The sequence below is a fragment of the Nocardioides sp. genome, from assembly GCF_047607365.1.
Classification (GTDB): domain Bacteria; phylum Actinomycetota; class Actinomycetes; order Propionibacteriales; family Nocardioidaceae; genus Nocardioides.
This window is the reverse complement of the sequence record NZ_JASGDD010000050.1, coordinates 16,090-34,507: the sequence shown is the minus strand read 5'-3', so window position 1 is coordinate 34,507 and position 18,418 is coordinate 16,090. Positions and strand designations below refer to the sequence as shown.

General features: G+C 70.9%; 21 protein-coding genes. 13 read left to right on the top strand and 8 right to left on the bottom strand.

Features of this window, described 5'->3' with window-relative positions:
- The first annotated feature begins 107 nt into the window (after positions 1-107).
- Positions 108-746, top strand: a complete 639-nt coding sequence (locus QM572_RS04370; protein WP_415090423.1) for a TetR/AcrR family transcriptional regulator — start codon at positions 108-110, stop codon at positions 744-746.
- Positions 747-750: 4 nt separating this feature from the next.
- Here the strand turns inward: QM572_RS04370 and QM572_RS04365 are convergent, their stop codons facing one another.
- Entirely contained in the window at positions 751-1,236 is a 486-nt protein-coding gene (locus tag QM572_RS04365) for a MarR family winged helix-turn-helix transcriptional regulator (protein WP_415090421.1), read from the bottom strand.
- Between the two features lie 125 nt (positions 1,237-1,361).
- Here QM572_RS04365 and fdxA point away from each other — a divergent pair, with 125 nt between their 5' ends.
- The 3 genes from fdxA (at position 1,362) to QM572_RS04350 (ending at position 3,923) form a co-directional block, all read left to right on the top strand.
- The gene (fdxA, locus tag QM572_RS04360) at positions 1,362-1,676 is read left to right on the top strand and encodes a ferredoxin (RefSeq protein ID WP_415090418.1); all 315 of its coding nucleotides are present in this window, start codon (positions 1,362-1,364) and stop codon (positions 1,674-1,676) included.
- 7 nt (positions 1,677-1,683) lie between these two features.
- Positions 1,684-3,009, top strand: coding sequence for an FAD-dependent oxidoreductase (locus QM572_RS04355; protein WP_415090414.1), 1,326 nt, complete (start codon positions 1,684-1,686; stop codon positions 3,007-3,009).
- A gap of 92 nt (positions 3,010-3,101) precedes the next feature.
- Positions 3,102-3,923: an IclR family transcriptional regulator gene (locus tag QM572_RS04350; protein WP_415090412.1), complete on the top strand. Its 822-nt coding sequence runs from the start codon at positions 3,102-3,104 to the stop codon at positions 3,921-3,923.
- A gap of 75 nt (positions 3,924-3,998) precedes the next feature.
- Here the strand turns inward: QM572_RS04350 and mftR are convergent, their stop codons facing one another.
- Positions 3,999-4,610, bottom strand: coding sequence for a mycofactocin system transcriptional regulator (mftR, locus tag QM572_RS04345; protein WP_415090409.1), 612 nt, complete (start codon positions 4,608-4,610; stop codon positions 3,999-4,001).
- Between the two features lie 94 nt (positions 4,611-4,704).
- On the opposite strand from mftR, the gene mftA reads away from it, so the two are divergent.
- The 7 genes from mftA to QM572_RS04310 are packed head-to-tail and all read left to right on the top strand — an operon-like array spanning position 4,705 to position 11,076.
- On the top strand, positions 4,705-4,803 hold the full coding sequence (gene mftA / locus QM572_RS04340) for a mycofactocin precursor MftA (protein ID WP_415090407.1): 99 nt from the start codon (positions 4,705-4,707) through the stop codon (positions 4,801-4,803).
- Complete coding sequence (mftC, locus tag QM572_RS04335) at positions 4,803-6,119, top strand: mycofactocin radical SAM maturase (protein WP_415090405.1); 1,317 nt, start codon at positions 4,803-4,805, stop codon at positions 6,117-6,119. Before mftA ends, mftC begins: the two co-directional genes overlap by 1 nt.
- A complete protein-coding gene (mftD, locus tag QM572_RS04330) occupies positions 6,119-7,330 on the top strand; it encodes a pre-mycofactocin synthase MftD (RefSeq protein ID WP_415090403.1) in 1,212 nt (403 codons plus the stop codon). The genes mftC and mftD overlap by 1 nt, the downstream gene beginning before the upstream one ends.
- Complete coding sequence (mftE, locus tag QM572_RS04325) at positions 7,331-7,999, top strand: mycofactocin biosynthesis peptidyl-dipeptidase MftE (protein ID WP_415090401.1); 669 nt, start codon at positions 7,331-7,333, stop codon at positions 7,997-7,999.
- Positions 7,996-8,805 carry a mycofactocin-coupled SDR family oxidoreductase gene (locus QM572_RS04320; RefSeq protein ID WP_415090399.1) on the top strand — a complete coding sequence of 270 codons (810 nt, stop codon included), beginning with the start codon at positions 7,996-7,998 and terminating at the stop codon, positions 8,803-8,805. Before mftE ends, QM572_RS04320 begins: the two co-directional genes overlap by 4 nt.
- The gene (gene mftF / locus QM572_RS04315; protein WP_415090397.1) at positions 8,802-10,238 is read left to right on the top strand and encodes a mycofactocin biosynthesis glycosyltransferase MftF; all 1,437 of its coding nucleotides are present in this window, start codon (positions 8,802-8,804) and stop codon (positions 10,236-10,238) included. The genes QM572_RS04320 and mftF overlap by 4 nt, the downstream gene beginning before the upstream one ends.
- Before the next feature lie 22 nt (positions 10,239-10,260).
- Entirely contained in the window at positions 10,261-11,076 is an 816-nt protein-coding gene (locus QM572_RS04310) for a mycofactocin-coupled SDR family oxidoreductase (RefSeq protein WP_415090395.1), read from the top strand.
- Here the strand turns inward: QM572_RS04310 and QM572_RS04305 are convergent, their stop codons facing one another.
- Together QM572_RS04305 and QM572_RS04300 are read right to left on the bottom strand one after the other, a co-directional pair.
- Positions 11,077-11,400 (bottom strand): hypothetical protein, encoded by a 324-nt coding sequence (locus QM572_RS04305; RefSeq protein ID WP_415090393.1) that lies wholly within the window; start codon positions 11,398-11,400, stop codon positions 11,077-11,079.
- Positions 11,387-13,021, bottom strand: a complete 1,635-nt coding sequence (locus QM572_RS04300) for a flavin-containing monooxygenase (RefSeq protein ID WP_415090391.1) — start codon at positions 13,019-13,021, stop codon at positions 11,387-11,389. The genes QM572_RS04305 and QM572_RS04300 overlap by 14 nt, the downstream gene beginning before the upstream one ends.
- A 175-nt stretch (positions 13,022-13,196) precedes the next feature.
- Between QM572_RS04300 and QM572_RS04295 the strand changes: the two genes are divergently transcribed.
- On the top strand, positions 13,197-14,141 hold the full coding sequence (locus QM572_RS04295; RefSeq protein WP_415090389.1) for an SDR family NAD(P)-dependent oxidoreductase: 945 nt from the start codon (positions 13,197-13,199) through the stop codon (positions 14,139-14,141).
- A 60-nt stretch (positions 14,142-14,201) separates the two neighbouring features.
- Here the strand turns inward: QM572_RS04295 and QM572_RS04290 are convergent, their stop codons facing one another.
- Positions 14,202-14,969 carry an SDR family NAD(P)-dependent oxidoreductase gene (locus tag QM572_RS04290; protein ID WP_415090387.1) on the bottom strand — a complete coding sequence of 256 codons (768 nt, stop codon included), beginning with the start codon at positions 14,967-14,969 and terminating at the stop codon, positions 14,202-14,204.
- Positions 14,970-15,022: 53 nt separating this feature from the next.
- The gene (locus tag QM572_RS04285; protein ID WP_415090385.1) at positions 15,023-15,940 is read right to left on the bottom strand and encodes a VOC family protein; all 918 of its coding nucleotides are present in this window, start codon (positions 15,938-15,940) and stop codon (positions 15,023-15,025) included.
- 103 nt (positions 15,941-16,043) lie between these two features.
- Here QM572_RS04285 and QM572_RS04280 point away from each other — a divergent pair, with 103 nt between their 5' ends.
- Positions 16,044-16,955, top strand: a complete 912-nt coding sequence (locus QM572_RS04280) for a cyclase family protein (protein WP_415090383.1) — start codon at positions 16,044-16,046, stop codon at positions 16,953-16,955.
- Here the strand turns inward: QM572_RS04280 and QM572_RS04275 are convergent.
- Complete coding sequence (locus tag QM572_RS04275; protein WP_415090381.1) at positions 16,949-17,716, bottom strand: GntR family transcriptional regulator; 768 nt, start codon at positions 17,714-17,716, stop codon at positions 16,949-16,951. The two genes, QM572_RS04280 and QM572_RS04275, sit on opposite strands and share 7 nt — an antisense overlap.
- Positions 17,713-18,414 (bottom strand): TetR family transcriptional regulator, encoded by a 702-nt coding sequence (locus tag QM572_RS04270; protein WP_415090379.1) that lies wholly within the window; start codon positions 18,412-18,414, stop codon positions 17,713-17,715. Before QM572_RS04270 ends, QM572_RS04275 begins: the two co-directional genes overlap by 4 nt.
- Between the last annotated feature and the right edge of the window lie 4 nt (positions 18,415-18,418).

The window sequence follows — 18,418 nt, the reverse complement described above, 5'->3', positions numbered from 1 at the left end:
TGTTCGAGAGTGAGGCTAGTCACATCTGCCCGCCTACGTCGAGCCCTCCTCCGAAATCGGCTCGAGAATCCACCGGCACGACCGCCCCGTCCGCGCCCGAGGAGCCCGTGCTCCGTGCGGATGCGCGCCGCAACCGCGACCAGATCATCAGTGCCGCCGCCGGGATGTTCGCGACGGCGGGCCTCGACGTCCCGATGGAGGCGATCGCACGCGCCGCCGGCGTGGGCGTCGGAACGCTCTACCGCCGGTTCCCGGATCGCTCGGAGCTGGTCGCCGCCGTTGCCGGCCAGGGCTTCCGCACGCTCCTGGAGGAGCTCCGCGTCGCCCGCGAGACCGAGACGAGTGCGTGGGCGGTGCTGGTCCGGATCATCACCGAGTCCGAGAGCCTCCGACTCACCGTGCACCTGGCGTTCCTCTCGCCCCTCTCCTGGACCGCGGTCCACGGGGCCACCCTCTCCCGGGGCGCGCACGAGGAGCTGATGGCGGTGCTCGACCACCTGGTCCGCGACGCCCAGGCCGAGGGATCGATCCGCTCCGACATCGGCTCGGGCGACGCGCTGAGCCTGCTCTCCCTCATCCTCGGCGCCCGGCCGCCCGACTCCGACCCGGTCGGACAGCTGCGCACCCAGCGGTCACTGTGGCTGGTGCTGGACGGGCTCCGGGCGACGCCCGGCAGCCCGCTTCCCGGCGAGCCGGTGTCGGTGGGCGATCTCAGCATCGGCGCCGCCCGGACCGGCGCACCCTGACCGGTCAGGGCCGAGCGACACTCCCGAGGGCCGCGTTCAGGCGCTCCAGACCCGCCGCCAGGGCACCCATCTCGTCGGGCCGCCAGTCGGCGAGGCAATCGGCAAGGAGGACCTCCCGACGTGCCTCGACCTCGGCCAGGAGCAGGCGAGCCTTCGGCGTCACCGAGACGAGCGCGGCGCGTCGGTCGACCGGATCCGTCCGACGCTCGAGCAGCCCGAGGTCGACGAGCTGCTGCACCGAGCGGCTGACCGGTCCCTTGTCGATGACGAACTCACTGCACACCGCCTGAGCCCGGACGGGCCCCACGTCCGCGACGCGGCTCAGCACCAGGAACGCGCTGGTGGACAGGCCGGGATGAACGGCGTCGGCGTGGTCGGCCACGACGCGCTTCATCTGGCGGGCCAGCACGCCCAGCTGCTGTTCCAGCTGCTCGAAGGACCGCGCAACCGAGGGTCCCCGGCCCCGCACGGACCTCGGTTCGCCGACCATCTCCCGACCTTCTCCGCCTCGTCGCCGCTCTAAGCGGAATCTATTCTTCCGCTTGACAAGCAGTGTAACGCGGAACACACTGAGTTCGTTGTAAGGATCATCCGTTCCGTTGTAAGGGAGGCAAAGTGACTTTCGTTGTCACCTCGGCCTGTGTCGACATCCAGGACAAGAGCTGCACCAAGGTGTGCCCCGCGGACTGCATCTACGAGGGCGGTCGGATGATGTACATCAATCCCGACCAGTGCATCGACTGCGGCGCCTGCGAAGAGGTCTGCCCGACGTCGGCGATCCGCTACGAGTCCGACCTGGCCGGCGACGACGCCATCTTCCTCGAGCTCAACGAGCAGTTCTTCGAGGGCATGGACAAGCCGAAGAGCGCCCGGAAGCTCGGCAGGATCGACCGCGACGTCGAGTACGTCGCTCAGCTCCCCCGCGCGTGAGCTGACCATGCGCAAGCTTCGCGTCGCCATCGTCGGCTCGGGGCCCTCGGGCGCCTTCTGTGCCGAGGCGCTCGCCGAGGAGGCGGAGTACGACATCTCGATCGACGTCTTCGAGAAGCTCCCCACCCCCTTCGGCCTGGTCCGGTACGGCGTCGCGCCGGACCACCAGAAGATCAAGTCGATCGTGGCCTCTCTCGCAGAGATCTTCGAGATGCCCGGCGTCCGCTTCCTGGGCAACGTCACCGTCGGCTCGGACATCACCATGGACGAGCTCCGTGAGCACTACGACGCGGTCATCCTCGCGGCCGGGGCGCCCCTGGACCGACGCCTGGGAATCCTGGGCGAGGACCTGCGCGGCGTCGTCGCCGCTCGCAACTTCGTCTCCTGGTACAGCGGCCACCCGGACGCCGCCTTCGACACCTCGCTCCTCGATGCCGAGCGCGCGGTCGTGGTCGGCGTCGGGAACGTCGCCCTCGACGTGGCCCGCATGCTCGTCCGCACCCCGGACGAGCTGCGCCGGACCGACGTGCCCGAGCACGTCATCGAGGCACTCGCGGAGCACGCGGTCCGCGAGGTCCATGTGATCGGACGCCGAGGGGCCGAGCACGCGAAGTTCACCAACAAGGAGTTCCTCGAGCTCACCGAGGTCGCGAGTGCCGACGTGGTGGTCTCGCCGAGCGAGCTCGCGACCCCCGAGGTCGAGAGTGCCCGGGCGAGTGCCGGACCGGCGACGTCCCGGCTGCTCGCCGCACTCCAGGCCGCCGCCGACCGGCCGCTCCACGGCCGGAGTCGCTCCATCCACTTCCACTTCGACCGCACGCCGGTCGAGTTCATCGGCGACACGGCTGTCCGCGCGATCCAGCTCGCCCAGACCTCCGCGCCGGAGACGCTCTCCACCCTCGAGGCCGGACTGGTCCTGCCAGCCGTCGGCTACCGGAGCGCCGCGCTCGAAGGAGTGCCCTTCAACGAGAGCACCGGGACGATCCCGCACCGCGACTCCCGGGTCGTGGAGGGGGACGAACCTGTCCCAGGCCTCTACGTGGTCGGCTGGATCAAGCGGGGCCCGAGCGGCGTCATCGGGACCAACCGCCTCTGTGCGAGCGAGACGACCGGTGCGATCCTCGAGGACGCGCCCCTTCTTCGCGACGCCGGCTCGAGTCCGGAGGCCGTCGACGAGCTGCTCGACGCCCGGGGCGTCGAGGTGGTCGACTGGTCGCGCTGGCTCGCGATCGAGGCGGCCGAGACGACGCGGGGCGCCGCCGCCGGCCGCGACCGGGTCAAGCTCCACGACCGCCTCGGCATGCTCGCCGCGGCCGGCGTCTCCGTGCGCTGAATCCCCACCGCAAACGCGCACAAACACCCCTCGCACTGCTACTGTTTCTTTCAAAGAAACGGCGATTCGGCTGTGCGGAGAAGGAGTGGGACGTGGCAGTTCAGACGAGTGACACCACGAGTGCGTCCGACCGCCAGCGGCACCCGTTGGCTCGCGGCATCGAGATCCTGACCCTCATGGTCGACACCGGCGAGACGTCGTACGGCGTGCGGGATCTCGGCAACCGGCTGGGCGTCAGCGCCAGCACCGCCCACCGTCTCCTCGGTGACCTCGAGGAGCTGGGGATGGTGGCCCGCACCCCCGCCGGCAACTACGGCCTCGGCCTGGAGTTCCTGCGTCTGGCCTGGACGGCCAGCACCCGCTTCCCCCTGCGGGACGCCGCCAAGGACGTGCTCGCCGACCTGACCGAGCGCAGCGGCGAGTCCGCCTTCTTCGCGATCTACAACGAGCAGCGCCGCGAGCTCATGTTCACCGTGTCCGTGGACTCCTCCCACCCGCTGCGCTACACGGTGCCGCAGGGCATCTGGCTCCCGCTGCACGCCGGCGCGAGCGGTCTCGCGATCCTTGCGTTCCTGCCCGACGAGGTGCAGGCGGAGATCATCCACGGCACCCTGAGCGCCCTCACCGAGCGCACGCTCGTCGATGCCGACAAGCTCGCCGAGCGCCTGGCCCAGATCCGTCGCGACGGCTACGCCCTCTCCCACGGCGAGCGCATCGACGGCGCCATCGCCGTCGCCGCCCCCGTCATGGGCCCGGCCGGAGCGGTCATCGGGGACATCGGCATCACCATCCCGGAGACGCGCTTCAACGCGACCACGACCTCGGAGCTCACCAGCCTGGTGATGCAGTCGGCGACGCTGCTCACCCAGCGATTCACCGGCACCCGGCCGAGCAGCGAGGCCGCGCGGGTCTGACTCCGCCGCCTCCCCGGACGCGTCACCTCGTTGTAGGGGCACCTTGTCCCGCTAATCGGAACATGATCGTCCGCTTCAGTCGTCAGGGGTGACGGGTGCCGGCGCGAGGTGCTCGCGCAGGGCCGACATGGCCTGGTCGAGGAGGCTCGCCAAGGCGTCCTCGGGGTGCGCGAGCCACGCCTCGTACGCCGAGATCGCCGCCCCGAGGCTGACGTTCGCGACGATCTGGACCGAGAGGTCGTCGACGGGAACCTGCCGTCGCTCGGCCACGAACTCGGCGACGACGTTGCGCCACTCGACGTACCGCAGCGTGGAGTGGGCCTGGAGCGCCGGCGTCGAGAGGATGATCCGCATCCGCTCGCGCAGGAAGGGCAGCTCCGCGGGCGGGAAGTCGTTGAAGGCGAGGACGGCCCGGTGGACGATCTGCCACAGCGGCATCGTCTCGGGCATCGCCCGCAGGTGCTCGGCGAAGGCGTCGAGGGTCTCGCCGAAGCGTCCCCACGGGATGTCGTTCTTGCTCGGGTAGTAGCGCGCGACCGTGCGACTGCTGACACCCAGCTCCCCGGCGATCATCTCCAGGGTCGTCGCCTCGAAGCCGTGCACCGCGAAGAGCCGGAAGGCCGCGCGCTCGATCTCGGCGTGCGACGTCGCCGCCGGACGGCCGCGCAGGGAGCTCCGGACAGTCATGAGCACGGAATCTATCGGTGCCGCCCCCTTCCTTTTTGTCGGTGACAGACATTATTGTGGTGTCCGTCACAACAATCGTCGAGAGGTGAACGCCATGAACCCCGAGCAGATCAGCTCCGCGCAGGCCGACGAGGCAGGCGAGGAGTTCGTCATCGAAGAGGTCTCGATCGACGGCATGTGCGGCGTCTACTGATGACCGCCGAGCTCCTCCGGGAGGAGTCACTCGCGGCTGCCCTGGCAGTCGCGAGTGACTCGCTGCCGCCCACGACCTCGCTGCGCCCGGAGCGCTTCGGCGCCCTCGCCTACGACTTCGACAGCCGCAAGCTCTCCTTCCTGCGCCAGCGCGGCAGCGCGCCGCTGCGCGACCAGTTCGAGCTCGGCCTCGACGCTCCCATCTGCCTCACCTGGGAGCTGACCTACGCCTGCAACCTCACCTGCGCGCACTGCCTGTCCAGCAGCGGCCGCCGCGACCCGCGCGAGTTGTCGACCGAGCAGTGCAAGGCCGTCATCGACGAGCTCGAGCGGATGCAGGTCTTCTACGTGAACATCGGCGGCGGCGAGCCCACCGTCCGATCCGACTTCTGGGAGATCGTGGAGTACGCCGTCGACCACCACGTCGGGGTGAAGTTCTCCACCAACGGCGTACGCCTCACCCCCGAGCGCGCGGCCTGGCTCACCTCCCCCGCCACCCGCGGCTACGTCGACGTCCAGATCTCCCTGGACGGCGCCACCGCGGAGGTCAACGACCGGGTCCGCGGCGCCGGCTCCTACGACATGGCGATGCGCGCGCTGCGGAACCTCGCCGACGCCGGCTTCGCCGACGCGAAGATCTCGGTCGTCTGCACCCGGGAGAACATCGGCCAGCTCGACGACTTCAAGGCGATCGCCGACCGCTTCGGCGCCACCCTCCGCCTCACCCGGCTGCGCCCCTCGGGCCGCGGCGCCGACGTGTGGGACGAGCTGCACCCCACCGCCGAGCAGCAGCGCACGCTCTACGACTGGCTCGTCGCGAACGGCGAGGACGTCCTCACGGGCGACTCCTTCTTCCACCTGGCCGCCTACGGCCCGGCCGACGGCAGCGGCGCCCTCCCCGGGCTCAACCTCTGCGGCGCCGGCCGCGTGGTCTGCCTGATCGACCCGATCGGCGACGTCTACGCCTGCCCGTTCGCGATCGACGACCAGTTCCTCGCCGGGAACCTCCTCCACGACGGCGGGTTCGGCCGGGTCTGGCAGACCTCGTCGCTCTTCGCCGAGCTCCGCTCGCCGGTCACCCAGGGCGCCTGCACGAAGTGCTCGCACTACGACTCCTGCCGCGGCGGGTGCATGGCGGCCAAGTTCTTCACCGGCCTGCCGCTCGACGGCCCCGACCCCGAGTGCGTGCAGGGGTACGGCGAGCAGGCGCTCGCCGGGGAGCGGACCGTGCCCGAGCGCAGCTGCGACCACTCACCCCTGACCTCGCGCCGCAACGAGCCGGTGCTTCTCACGATCAGCAGAAGGGAACGCGCCTGATGGCGTCGAAGTTCGAGAACCCCTGGAAGAAGAACCCCTGGTTCGAGTCCGTCGCGGTGGCGCAGGAGCGCGCCCGCAAACGGCTGCCCGACCCCGTCTACAAGGCGCTCGTCGCCGGGTCCGAGCGGGGCCAGACGATCGAGGAGAACCAGCACGCGTTCTCCCGGATCGGGTTCGCCCCGCACGTCGCCGGCCACCGGCCCGAGCGCTCGATGAGCACCACCGTCCTCGGCCAGGACATCTCGCTCCCGGTGATTCTCAGCCCCACCGGTGTCCAGGCCGTGCATCCTGACGGCGAGGTGGCGGTCGCCCGTGCCGCCGCGTCGCGCGGGACGGTCATCGGACTCTCGAACTTCGCCTCCAAGTCGGTGGAGGAGGTCTGCGACACCGGCGCCCCGACCTTCTTCCAGATGTACTGGACCGGCGACCGGGACGTGATGCTCCAGCGGATGGAGCGTGCCTACAAGGCCGGCTCCAAGGCGCTGATCGCCACCCTCGACTGGTCCTTCTCGATGGGTCGCGACTGGGGCAGCCCCGAGATTCCCGAGAAGGTAGACTTCAAGGCGGCCATGCGCTTCGCCCCCCAGGTGATCACCAAGCCGCGCTGGCTCTGGGCGTTCGGCAGGGAGGGCCAGATCCCGGACCTCACCGCCCCCAACCTGGCCCCTCCCGGCGGTGACGCGCCGACGTTCTTCGGCGCCTACTACGAGTGGATGACGACGCCTCCCCCGAGCTGGGACGACGTCGCCTGGATGGCCGAGAGCTGGCACACCATGACCGGCACGCCCTTCATGCTCAAGGGCGTCACCCGGGTCGACGACGCCAGGCGCGCCGTCGACGCCGGTGTCGACGCCATCTCGGTGAGCAACCACGGAGGCAACAACCTCGACGGCACGCCGGCCACCATCCGCGTCCTCGAGCCGATCGCCCAGGCGGTGGGCGATCAGATCGAGGTGCTCCTCGACGGCGGGGTCCGCCGCGGGTCGGACGTCGTCAAGGCCCTCGCCCTCGGCGCGCGGGCCGTGATGATCGGTCGCGCCTACCTGTGGGGCCTGGCCGCCAACGGCCAGACGGGCGTCGAGAACGTCCTGGACATCCTGCGCGGCGGGATCGACTCGGCCCTGCTGGGCATGGGACTCGACTCCATCGAGCAGCTCTCCGCGGAGCAGCTGCTGGTGCCCGACGACTTCGTGATCGAACTCGGTGGCTAGATGAGCCTCCTCGACGCGGTCTCCCCCGAGGTCTCCCGCGGGGGACTGGTGCTGGTCCCCGTGGGCTCGGTGGAGCAGCACGGGCCGCACCTGCCGCTGGACACCGACACCGTGATCGCCACCGCCGTCGCGGAGGAGCTCGCGCCTCTGCTGGGCGGCGTCGTCGCTCCTGCCGTCGGCTACGGAGCCAGCGGCGAGCACCAGTCGTACGCCGGAACCATCTCGATCGGCACGACGGCCCTGACCACCACCCTGGTCGAGATCGGCCGCTCGCTGGGCACGTGGGCCGGGCGACTGGTCTTCGTGAACGGCCACGGGGGGAATGTCTTCGCGCTGCGCGACGCCGTCGCCGTGCTCCGCGGCGAGGGCCGCGACGTCGACTGGGTGCCGTGCGCCGTCCAGGACGGCGACGCGCATGCGGGTCGCACCGAGACCTCCCTCCTGCTCCATCTCGCTCCCGGCCGGGTCCGGCGTGGCTACGTCGCCCCGGGGAACACCGCGCCGCTGCTCGACCTGATGCCGACCCTGATGGCCCACGGCGTCGAGGCGGTCTCGCCCAACGGGGTGCTCGGGGACCCGGCCGACGCGACCGCGGAGGAGGGCCGGCGGCTGCTGCAGGAGATGGTCGCCTACGCCTACGGCCGCAGCCGGGTGAGCGTCCGGCGATGACCTCGCCCGCCTCCCCGGACGGCCGGGTGGCCCTGGTCACCGGGGCCGCGCGGGGCATCGGCGCGGCGACGGTCCAGCGGCTCGTCGCCGAGGGCTACCGCGTCGTCGCGTTCGACTGGTGCCTCGGTGCGGACTCGCCCGCCTCCTACCCGATGGCGACGCGCGAGGATCTGACCGCGGTCGCCCGATGCGGTGAGGACGGCCAGGTGCTGCCGTGGGTCGGCGACGTCCGGGATCTCGGTGCGCTCACCGAGGCGGCGACGGCCGCCGTGGACCGGTGGGGACGACTCGACGCGGCCGTCGCGGGTGCTGCGGTGCTGGCCGGCGGCGCCCCGCTCTGGGATCCCACAGCGGCCTCGGACCTCGCCCTGATGTGGGAGATCGACGTCCGGGGAGTGCACCACACCGCCACCGCGACGATCCCCCACATGCTGGCGGGGCCCGACCCCGGCGGATGCCGGTTCGTGGCGATCGCCTCCGCCGCTGGCGCACACGGGCTGCACCGTCTCGGCGCCTACACCACCGTCAAGCACGCGGTCGTTGGGCTGGTGCGGGGGCTGGCTGCCGACCTGGTCGCCACGGGCGTCACGGCCGTGGCCGTCTCCCCCGGCTCGACCCGGACCGCCATGCTGCGCGGCACGGCGGAGCTCTACGGCGTGAGCACCGACGAGCTCGCGCGGCACCAGCTGCTGCACGACGTCCTCGAGCCGGACGAGATCGGCGCCACCATCGCCTTCTGCTGCTCTCCCGAGGGCCGGGTGCTCAACGGCTCGGTCGTCGCTGCCGACGGAGGCTTCGGCGGATGAGCGCCGCCCCGCTCCCGCCGGGCTTCCGGATCCGTCTCCGGCCCGAAGGCCGCCTGGACGCGGGCCGCGTCCTGGTCGGGGGCTCGCCCCTGCGCGCGGTGCGACTGGCCCGCTCCGCCGACGAGCTGGCGCCGGGTGGCGTGCTGACCGTCCGCGACGCCGCCACCGCCGCGCTCGCCCGGAAGCTGCTGGCGGGCAACCTCGCCGACCCGGCCCCGGGCACCCCGGCCGATGCCTCGCTGATCACCGTGGTCGTCCCCGTCCGGGATCGCTCACCGCAGCTGGATCGCTGCCTGGCGGCGCTCGAGGGCCTGAGCGTCGTCGTGGTCGACGACGCGTCCCGCGACCGGGCCGCCGTGGCGGCGGTGGCGGCCCGTCACGGCGCCGAGCTCCTGCGGCTCGACGTGAACGTCGGGCCCGCCTCCGCCCGCAACGCCGGCCTGACCCGGGTGAGGACGCCGCTGGTCGCCTTCGTCGACTCCGACGTGCGCGCGCCGGCGATGATGCTGCGCTCCCTCGGCGCCCAGCTCGTCGATCCCCGGGTGGCGCTCGCCGGCCCGATCGTCCGGGGGGTCGCAGTCTCGGCGCGCGTCCGCTGGTGGGAGCGGTACGACGAGGCGTGCTCCGCCCTGACGCTGGGCCGTCGTCCCTGTGCCGTCCAGCCGGGCGCCTTCGTGAGCTGGCTCCCCTCCGCCTGCCTCGTCGGCCGGACCGAGGCACTCCGGGCCGTCGGCGGGTTCGCCGAGGGGCTCCGGGTCGCCGAGGACGTCGACCTGGTCTGGCGGCTCGTGGCCGCCGGGCACGGCGTGCGCTACCAGCCCGAGCACGTGGCGCTGCACGAGGCCCGCTCCTCGCTGGGGTCCTGGCTGGGCCGCAAGGTGCTCTACGGCAGTGGCGGCGCCGTCCTCGCCGAGCGTCACGGCGGTGCCGTCGCACCCGCCGTGCTCTCTCCGGCGATGGGCCTCGCCGCACTGGCCGTGATGCAGCGGCGCTGGTGGTCGATCCCCGCCGCGGCGGCAGCGGTCGGCTGGGGCACCCGCTCGGTGCGGCGCAGCCTGCCTCCGGTCGCCGGACGCGACGCCGCCGCCGGCCGGATCGCCACCCAGGCCCTCGGCTGGGCCCTCTTCCAGGAGGCCGACCTCGTCACCCGGCACTGGTGGCCGGGCGTCGCGGTGGCCTGCCTCGTCAGCCGCGGCGCCCGTCGTACGACGGTGAGCGCCCTGGTCGTCGACGCGGTGGTCCAGCTCGCGATGGACCGGCCCCGGATCGACCCGGCCACCGGATGGCTGGGACGACGGCTCGACGACCTCGCCTACGGCGCCGGCCTCTGGCTCGGCGCGCTCCGCGCCCGCAGCCTCCGCTGCCTGGCGCCCCGATTCGTGACGTCGTCGCCACGGCGACGCCCGGCAGGAAAGACGAACGCACCGCACTAGCCGATCACAGGAGCTGAACACCATGACGGGACGTCTCGAGGGCAAGGTCGCCTTCATCACCGGCATCGCACGAGGACAGGGCCGCTCGCACGCGATCCGCCTCGCCTCCGAGGGGGCCGACATCGTCGGCCTCGACATCTGCGCGCCGGTGGACGACGTGCCCTACGACCCCGCCACGCCGGAGGATCTCGCCGAGACCGTCCGGCTGGTCGAGGAGACGGGGCGCCGGATCATCGCCGAGCAGGCCGACGTCCGCGATGCCGAGGCCCTCGGCGCGCTGGCGCAGCGCGGCGTGGACGAACTCGGCGGGATCGACGTGGTCGCGGCCAACGCCGGCATCTGCATCCCGGCCACGTGGGACGCCACGACGCCCAGGATCTGGGCCAACCACATGGACATCAACGTCACCGGCGTCTGGAACACGGTGATGGCCACCGCCCCGCACCTGATCCAGCGGGGCGGCGGCTCGATCATCATCACCAGCTCGTACGCCGGGAAGAAGATGCAGCCCTGGATGATCCACTACACGACGAGCAAGCACGCCCTGGTCGGGATGACCCGTGGCTTCGCCTCGGAGCTGGGCCGGCACAACATCCGGGTCAACAGCGTCCACCCCGGCGGGGTGAACACCCCCATGGGCTCCGGCGACATGATCAACGCCCTGCAGCGCGCCTCCGCCGGGACCGAGGCGCTCTCGACGATGGGCACGCCGTTCCTGCCGAAGTGGGTCGCCGAGCCCGAGGAGATCTCGGCGGTCGTCGCCTTCCTCGCCTCCGACGAGACGCCCTGGATCACCGCCGAGCACATCAGTGTCGACGGTGGCCAGCAGCACTTCTGATCAGGGCGCGGAGACGAGTGGGATGACCGCCACGGTGGTGACGTCGAGCGTGTCGCTCGAGCTCAGCGACGAGGTGAAGAGCAGGGTCCGAGCCTCGTCGGCCGAGCCCTCCACCTCGTACAGCGTCGCGTAGCGGTAGGGGATCCCCATCGTGACGTCGTCGGGAACGTGGTACGGGTGCGCGGCGACGAAGCCGGGCAGCTCGAGGACCTCCGGGATGTGGGTGCCCCAGTACCACTCCCGGAGCTCCTCGTCGCGGCCGTCGACGGCGTTGCTCAGCGCCAGCAGCGCCTGCCGGGGAGCCGAGCCGTCAGACGAGGACATTCTCGGCCACCTTCCGCATCGCGCCACCGTAGTTGTCGGTCGACGACATCTCGTCCAGCATCTCGTGGAGCTTCCCGCGGCCGCCGGGGTTGAGCAGGAACTTGCGCGGCTTCCCCTCGACGTTGGCGCCGTAGTAGTGGCTGTGCTCGGCCGAGAAGATCGAGAGCGGCGCGAGCGTGTCGATCATCGTCATCCAGGCGCCCTGCTGCTCCTCGGTGGGCTCGAAGACGTCGTACCCGTGCTCACGGGCGTAGACGATGGTCTCGGTGATCCAGTCGACCTGGTCCTGGGAGTAGCGGGGGTAGTTGCCGCCGCCCGCGCCGTGCGGCCCGCCCGGGAAGAAGAAGTTCGGCATGAGATGGGCGCTGAAGCCGCCGAAGTCGAAGGGGCCGTCCTCCCAGTCGGTGCTGAGGTCGAGGCCCTCGCGGCCCTTGATGCCCATGCGGGTGAGGGCGCCGGTGCCGAAGTCGAAGCCGGTGGCGTAGACGATGATGTCGTAGTCGCGGTGCTTCTCGGTGGTCTCGATGCCGGTGGCGTCGACCCGCACGATCGGGGTCTCGCGCAGGGCGATGAGGGACGCGTTCGGCTTGTTGAACGACTCGAAGTAGTTCGACACGAACGGCGGCCGCTTGGCGCCGAAGAGGTGGTCCTTCGGGATCAGCCGCTCGGCGGTCACCGGGTCCTGGACGATCGAGCGGATCTTGTTGGCCAGGAACTCGCAGAACTCGAGGTTGACCTCGCGGTTGGTGGTCATGTCGTAGTAGTTCATCGTGAGCTTGCCGAAGCCCGGCGCCTTCCACATGGTCTCGTAGAAGGCCTGCCGCTGCTCGGCGTCGTCCGCGGTGGAGAACTTGCCGGCCGGGTCGTGCAGGAAGCCCGAGGGCGAGGTGTTGAGCGTGGTGGTGACGGTCTCCCAGTTCTCACTCAGCCACTGGTGCCGCTCGTCGGTCATGTCGGCGTTGTTGAGCGGCGTGGTCCAGGTGGGGGTGCGCTGGTAGAGGTCGACCTGCTCGACGACGTCGACGATGGCGGGGAGCAGCTGGGCGCCGCTGGGACCGTTGCCGATGATCGCCACCCGCTTGCCGGTGAAGTCCAGCGGCGTGTGCGGCCAGGCGCCGGTGTGATGGGCCTCGCCCTGGAAGTCCTCGAGGCCGTCGATCTCGGGGTAGTGCGGCACCGAGAGGCCACCGGTCGCGGAGATGACCCAGCGCGCGCGTACGACGTCGCCGGCCTCGGTCGTCACGACCCAGACGTTCGCCTCCTCGTCGTAGACGGCCGAGACGACCTTCTGCCCGGTGCTGATGTGCTGACGCAGGTCGAAGCGGTCGACCACGAAGTTCAGGTAGCTCTCGATCTCCGGCTGGGTCGCGAACTCCTCCTTCCAGCGCCACTCGTCGAAGAGCTCCTTGGAGAAGATGTAGCCGTAGGTGTAGCTCTCGGAGTCGAAGCGCGCCTGCGGGTAGCGATTCCAGTACCAGACTCCGCCGACGCCGTCGCCGGCCTCGAGGGTCCGCGCGGAGAAGCCGGCGTCGAGCGCGCGGTAGAGCGCGTAGATGCCCACCACTCCCGCTCCGATCACCAGCACCTCGACGTCAACGTCGTTGTCGATCTGTCCTGACATGGGGTCACTCTCCCTCTCGTCGGCAGCTCCGGTAGCGCCGTCTCATCAAACCTAAGCATTATCGCTGAACTTTGGCAATGGATTGACATTTTTAAGCGCAATCTTGCACTGGCCGACCGTTGTGCAATCTGAGCGGCTGTGATGAAATCTTTGGAGAATCAGTCAAAGGAGAATGATGAACACCACCCCTGAGCTCCGCTTCGACGAGCGGGTCGCCATCGTGACCGGGGCGGGCCGAGGACTCGGTCGCGCTCACGCCAAGCTGCTTGCCGCGCGCGGCGCCAAGATCGTCGTCAACGACGTCGGCGGCTCGAAGGAGGGCACCGGCAGCGACACCGGTCCCGCCAACGAGGTGGTGGAGGAGATCCGCGCCGCCGGCGGCACCGCGATCGCCGACACCAACACCGTCGGGACCGAGGACGGATGCCAGTCGCTCGTGGAGCGCGCCGTGTCCGAGTTCGGCCGGATCGACGTCGTCGTCAACAACGCCGGCATCTCGCGCTGGGCCACCTTCCCCGACGCCGACGCCGAGAACCTCGAGCTGACGCTCGACGTCCACCTGCGCGGCACCTGGCACACCACCCGCGCGGCGTGGCCGCACATGGAGAGGCAGGGATACGGACGGGTCATCACGACCGCGTCGACCGGCATGCTCGGCCTGCCCGACAACCTGGCGTACGCCACCGCGAAGGGCGCGCTCATCGGGTTCACCCGCAGCCTCGCGCACGCCAGCGCCGAGAAGGGGATCCTCGTCAACTGCATCGCGCCGAACTCGGTTACCCGCCCCAGCGAGTCCGCGACCAACGTGGTGACGAGCAGCCCGATGGACCAGGCGCGCGCCGTGGCGATGGCCACCGACCTGGTCTCGCCCATGGTCGCCTTCCTGGCCCACGAGTCCTGCCCGGTCAACGGCGAGATCCTGGTGGCCGGCGCCAAGCGGTTCAGCCGGTGGTTCCTCGGGTTCACCGAGGGCTGGCTGGACGAGAGCGGCGAGCTGCCCACCGTCGAGGACATCGCCGCCCACTGGGGCCAGATCACCGACGAGAAGGACTACTACGTGCCGACGGGCACGATGGACTGGGGCGCGCGCTTCATGTCCCACCTCTACCCCGGAGCCTGACGAGCCGATGACGACGGCGCCGGCGCGAAGCACGCGCCGGCGCCGTCGAGGCTTCCGGCCTCAGGCGGTCAGGCCGCCGTCGACCGGGATCAGCACGCCTGTCACGTACCGCGAGGCGTCCGAGGCGAGGAAGAGGGCGACCGCGGCGTCCTCCTCGGGCTCGCCCATCCGTCGCAGCGGGATCTGCTCGGCGATCCGCGTGCGGACCTCCTCGGAGTTGTTCCTCACCATGCCGGCCGTCCTCGTCGCTCCGGGGGCGATCCCGTTGGCGCGGATCCCCTCCGGGCCGAGCTGCACGGCGATCGACTTCATGTAGTTGATCACCCCGGCCTTGGTGGCGCCGTAGGTCATCAGGTGCGGCGACGAGCCGAGTCCCGAGATCGACGCCGTGTAGATGAGTGAGGCCGACTCGGAGCGCCGCAGCAGCGGGAGGAGCTGCTTGGTCAGCAGCATCGGCGTCAGCAGGTTGATCGTCGTGGTCGACAGGACGTCCTCGGCGTCGTACGCCATCCCGACGGCGCCGCGCAGGCCCGCGTGGTTGTAGAGCACGTCGAGGACCTCGTGGGTCTCCAGGATCGTCTCGATGAACGTCTCGACCTGGCCGATGTCGGTGAGGTCGACGGTGTGCGCCTCCGCGGAGCCGCCGGCGGCGACGACCTCCTCGACGACCTCCTTGACGGCGTCGGCGATCACGTCGACGGCGATCACGTGCGCGCCGCGCTCGGCGAAGAGCAGGGTGGCGGCGCGACCCATGCCCGATCCGGCCGCGGTGATGAGCGCGACCTTGCCGGCGACGCTGAAGAGGGGGTCGGTGCTGTCGAATGCCATGCGATGGCTCCTTTGCCGTGGTGGTGCGTGAGGGGGAGGTGCGTGAAGGGAGGTCAGGCGACGCTGCGAGGGTCGCCGGGGATCAGCTCGGTGGTGAAGCCCCACGGGACGCCGAGGCTGGTGGCGGGGTCGGTGACGAGGGTCGTGTCGGAGCGCGACTGGATCCGGACGCCCTCCGCCTCGAGATGGCGCTCGACGCGCTCCAGGTCGGCGACCTTGAAGGTGATCGCGTGGTAGGTGTCGACGCCCGTGGTGGCCGCGTCGGCCTCGGCCGCCGAGCCCGCCTCGGGCGTCGCGTAGTGGAACAGCGCGTCCGCGAGCCGGACGTAGGGACCCGAGGCGCCGCGGAGCTCGTCATGCCCGGTGTGCACCACCTCGCCGCCGAGGACGTCGACGGCGAGCCGGAGAGCGCGCTCCGGCTGGGTGGTGAGGATCGTGTGATGGGAGCAGAGCTCGATCCCGAGCGGGTCGGCGTCGCTCACCGGCGGGAGCGTCCAGCCCTCCTCGGTGCGCGGGTCGAGCGGGAAGGGGAAGCTCTCGAAGACGTGATAGCGGATGCCCGCGTCCTCGGGGTGGGTGTGGAACGGCTGGCCGCCCTTCGGCGGCTCGGGCTCGGTCAGGACGCGGTCGCGGGAGTCGGTGACCCGGATCCCCTGTCGGGCGAGCTCCGCGTACAGCTCGGCCGCGCCGTCGACGTACCACCCCGTCGTCCGGAGGTGGCCGGCGTCGACGTCGGGGTAGCGCTGCTCGCCGTTCGTCACGTAGCGCTTCGGCTCGAGGTCGTCGAGGAGGACGTCGGCGACCGAGGTGAAGGTCGAGTAGTCCGAGGCGTGGTCCGCCGAGGGCGGGAAGATCGCCGAGATGTTGGTGCTGGGCCTCCCGAAGACGCGGGCATAGAAGTCCTCCGCCTCGTCCAGGCTCCGCACATGGATCGTGGGGTGGAACATCATCCGCACTCGATACGCTCGCATAGCCTTACTGTCGACATTGAGTCGTAGATTGTCAATGTCTTGACGCATTTCTCTCTCTATGACTGTATTAGTGTCGACACTTGATGAACTAGGAGATGCCCTCATGGTGGATGAAAGCCCCGTCGCCCCCTGGCTGCGGACGATCGCGGACGAGCACGCGCAGAAGCGCCACGCCTCGGACTCGCGTTGCCTCGGGTCGGTCGGCCTGATCGACAGCACCGCTCGGCTCCGCGGCGTCCGGTCGGTGACGCGCGGGGAGGCCGTCTCGCTGCAACGCCCCGTCGAGACCCGGCCGGACCGTCTCGAGGGCAGCCACAAGCACGTCGAGCTGGACGTGAAGGTCAGCGTCCACGGCCGCTTCGTCTCCGGTGGGGACACCATCACCGTCGATGCTCACGGCACCGGCAACACCCATCTCGACAGCGTCGCCCACATGGGGATCGACGAGCAGTGGCACGACGGCATCCCCGCCGCGTCGTCCTACACCGCCGACGACGCGCTCCTCCGCTGGGCGCAGTACGGCGTCGCCACCCGGGCCGTCGTCGCCGACATCCCGTCGCTGCGTGGCGTGCCGTGGGTGACGGTGGACCAGCCGGTCACCGGGGAGGAGATCGAGGCCGCCATCGCCACGACCGGTCTCACCTTCGAGCCCGGGGACGCGCTGCTGCTGTACATGGGCCGCGACCGCTTCGAGGAGGCCGGCAACACCTACCCGACCGGCGCGATCCAGGGCAGCCGTCCCGGCATCGGCGAGAGCGGGGCGCAGTGGATCGCCGACCACGGCGTCAGCGTCCTCTGCTGGGACTTCCACGACGCCCGCGCGGGCGAGGACGGCTCGCTCGAGGTCCACATGCTCATCTGGGCGATCGGTCTCTGCCTGGTCGACAACAGCCTGCTCGGCCCGGCCGTCCGGACCATGGCCGAGGCCGGTGTCGCCGGCGGACTGCTCTCCGTGCCGCCGCTCGGCATCTACCGCTCGACGGGCTGCCTGGTGAACCCCATCGTCCTCTACTGAGAGGCTGCGGGCCGCGCGGTGAGCGCGAAGTCGTCGTACGCCAGCAGGAGCCCGGGCAGACCGCTGGTGACGATCGACCGGTTCAGTACGGCGGCGAGCTCGCCGTCCCGGTCGCGGAGCGCGAGCACGAGCCGGACGTGGTCCGCCCACCAGCGCTCGAGCTCGCCGGCGTCTCGTGTCATGGCGAAGTGCCTCAGGGGCAGGACGCGGAGGTCGAGCGCGTCGGCGGTCTGCTTGAGGGTCTGGTCGCCGCACCGAGAGGACGCGACCTCGTGGAAGAGGACGTTCGACCAGAAGGCGCGGGTGCGGTCCCCCTCGCGCGCCGCGGCGATCATCTCGTCGAGCGGGTGCTGCAGCTCGTCCAGGTCGGCCTCCCCCGCACTCCGGGCGAGGCGCCGGGCGACCTCGGCGTACAGCAGGGCCCGCAGCTCGTAGACCTCGGTGACCCTCTCGCGCGGCAACAGCGCCACTCTCGGGCGCCGGCGCGCGCGGATCTCGATCAGGCCCTCGCGCTCGAGCACCAGCAGCGCCTCCCGCGGCGGTGTCCGGCTGGTCTCGAACCGCTCGGCGAGGTCGATCGAGGTCAGCTCCGCGCCGGGGGGGATCCTGCCCTCGATGACGTCGCGGGCGATGTCCCGGGCGATGCGGCCGACGAGGGGCTCGCGGTCGGACTCGGCTCCCAGCGAGCGGGCGAGCAGGAGGTCCAGGACGTCGGTGCCCGACTCGCCCCCCGGCAGTCGGCTGCCCTCCGCGTCGGTCATGAGCGCGGGTCGCGTTCGACCGGGGGCGCGGTGAGACCGGCGCTGAGGAAGGCCACCAGGTCGTCGAGGAGGACGTCGATGGGCGCCGGCAGCTGCGCGCGCTTCCGCTGGGACGCGTGGTAGCGGGCCAGCGCGTGCACGGCACTGGTGAGCGTCACCCACCACCGCTCGTCGAGGACGGCCTCCGGGACATCGGGGACCAGCCGGCGCAGCAGCGTGTGCAGCGTGACCACCGAGCCGCCGGTGTGCAGGTGCAGGTCCCCCATGCCCTCGTATCCGCCCTCCTCGGTGATGTAGAGGGACAGGAACGCCAGGTAGTGGTTCTCCGGCGCGATGTGGAGCGCGAGCGGGCGCACGAAGGCGTTGACCACGTCGGAGACGGTCGGCGTCGGCCCCATCATCAGCTCGGCGACCATCTCGGTCCGGCTGTCCTCGCTCTCGGCCCCGCGGAACTCCATGATGGCCTTGACCACCTCGTCGCGGTCGCCGAAGTGGTACTGGACGGCGGCATGGTTGCGCTGTCCCGCGGCGATCCCGATGTCCCTCAGCGGAACGGCCGAGATGCCGTGCTCGGCGAAGAGCCGCTCGGCGGCGGTGAGGATCAGCTGCCGGGTCGCCTCACCGCGGACGTTCTTCCGCTCCCCGCCGCTCCGCGAGCCCGTACGCCGGGGAGCACGCTCGGACGACGTCTGGGTCATGGGT

Excerpts from the sequence above, each read along its gene's own strand:
- QM572_RS04365 (WP_415090421.1), bottom strand. The coding sequence starts at position 1,236 with ATGGTCGGCGAACCGAGGTCCGTGCGGGGCCGGGGACCCTCGGTTGCG.
- QM572_RS04355 (WP_415090414.1), top strand. The coding sequence starts at position 1,684 with ATGCGCAAGCTTCGCGTCGCCATCGTCGGCTCGGGGCCCTCGGGCGCC.
- mftR (WP_415090409.1), bottom strand. The coding sequence starts at position 4,610 with ATGACTGTCCGGAGCTCCCTGCGCGGCCGTCCGGCGGCGACGTCGCAC.
- mftA (WP_415090407.1), top strand. The coding sequence starts at position 4,705 with ATGAACCCCGAGCAGATCAGCTCCGCGCAGGCCGACGAGGCAGGCGAG.
- mftC (WP_415090405.1), top strand. The coding sequence starts at position 4,803 with ATGACCGCCGAGCTCCTCCGGGAGGAGTCACTCGCGGCTGCCCTGGCA.
- mftD (WP_415090403.1), top strand. The coding sequence starts at position 6,119 with ATGGCGTCGAAGTTCGAGAACCCCTGGAAGAAGAACCCCTGGTTCGAG.
- mftE (WP_415090401.1), top strand. The coding sequence starts at position 7,331 with ATGAGCCTCCTCGACGCGGTCTCCCCCGAGGTCTCCCGCGGGGGACTG.
- QM572_RS04320 (WP_415090399.1), top strand. The coding sequence starts at position 7,996 with ATGACCTCGCCCGCCTCCCCGGACGGCCGGGTGGCCCTGGTCACCGGG.
- mftF (WP_415090397.1), top strand. The coding sequence starts at position 8,802 with ATGAGCGCCGCCCCGCTCCCGCCGGGCTTCCGGATCCGTCTCCGGCCC.
- QM572_RS04310 (WP_415090395.1), top strand. The coding sequence starts at position 10,261 with ATGACGGGACGTCTCGAGGGCAAGGTCGCCTTCATCACCGGCATCGCA.
- QM572_RS04305 (WP_415090393.1), bottom strand. The coding sequence starts at position 11,400 with ATGTCCTCGTCTGACGGCTCGGCTCCCCGGCAGGCGCTGCTGGCGCTG.
- QM572_RS04300 (WP_415090391.1), bottom strand. The coding sequence starts at position 13,021 with ATGTCAGGACAGATCGACAACGACGTTGACGTCGAGGTGCTGGTGATC.
- QM572_RS04295 (WP_415090389.1), top strand. The coding sequence starts at position 13,197 with ATGAACACCACCCCTGAGCTCCGCTTCGACGAGCGGGTCGCCATCGTG.
- QM572_RS04290 (WP_415090387.1), bottom strand. The coding sequence starts at position 14,969 with ATGGCATTCGACAGCACCGACCCCCTCTTCAGCGTCGCCGGCAAGGTC.
- QM572_RS04285 (WP_415090385.1), bottom strand. The coding sequence starts at position 15,940 with ATGCGAGCGTATCGAGTGCGGATGATGTTCCACCCCACGATCCATGTG.
- QM572_RS04280 (WP_415090383.1), top strand. The coding sequence starts at position 16,044 with ATGGTGGATGAAAGCCCCGTCGCCCCCTGGCTGCGGACGATCGCGGAC.
- QM572_RS04275 (WP_415090381.1), bottom strand. The coding sequence starts at position 17,716 with ATGACCGACGCGGAGGGCAGCCGACTGCCGGGGGGCGAGTCGGGCACC.
- QM572_RS04270 (WP_415090379.1), bottom strand. The coding sequence starts at position 18,414 with ATGACCCAGACGTCGTCCGAGCGTGCTCCCCGGCGTACGGGCTCGCGG.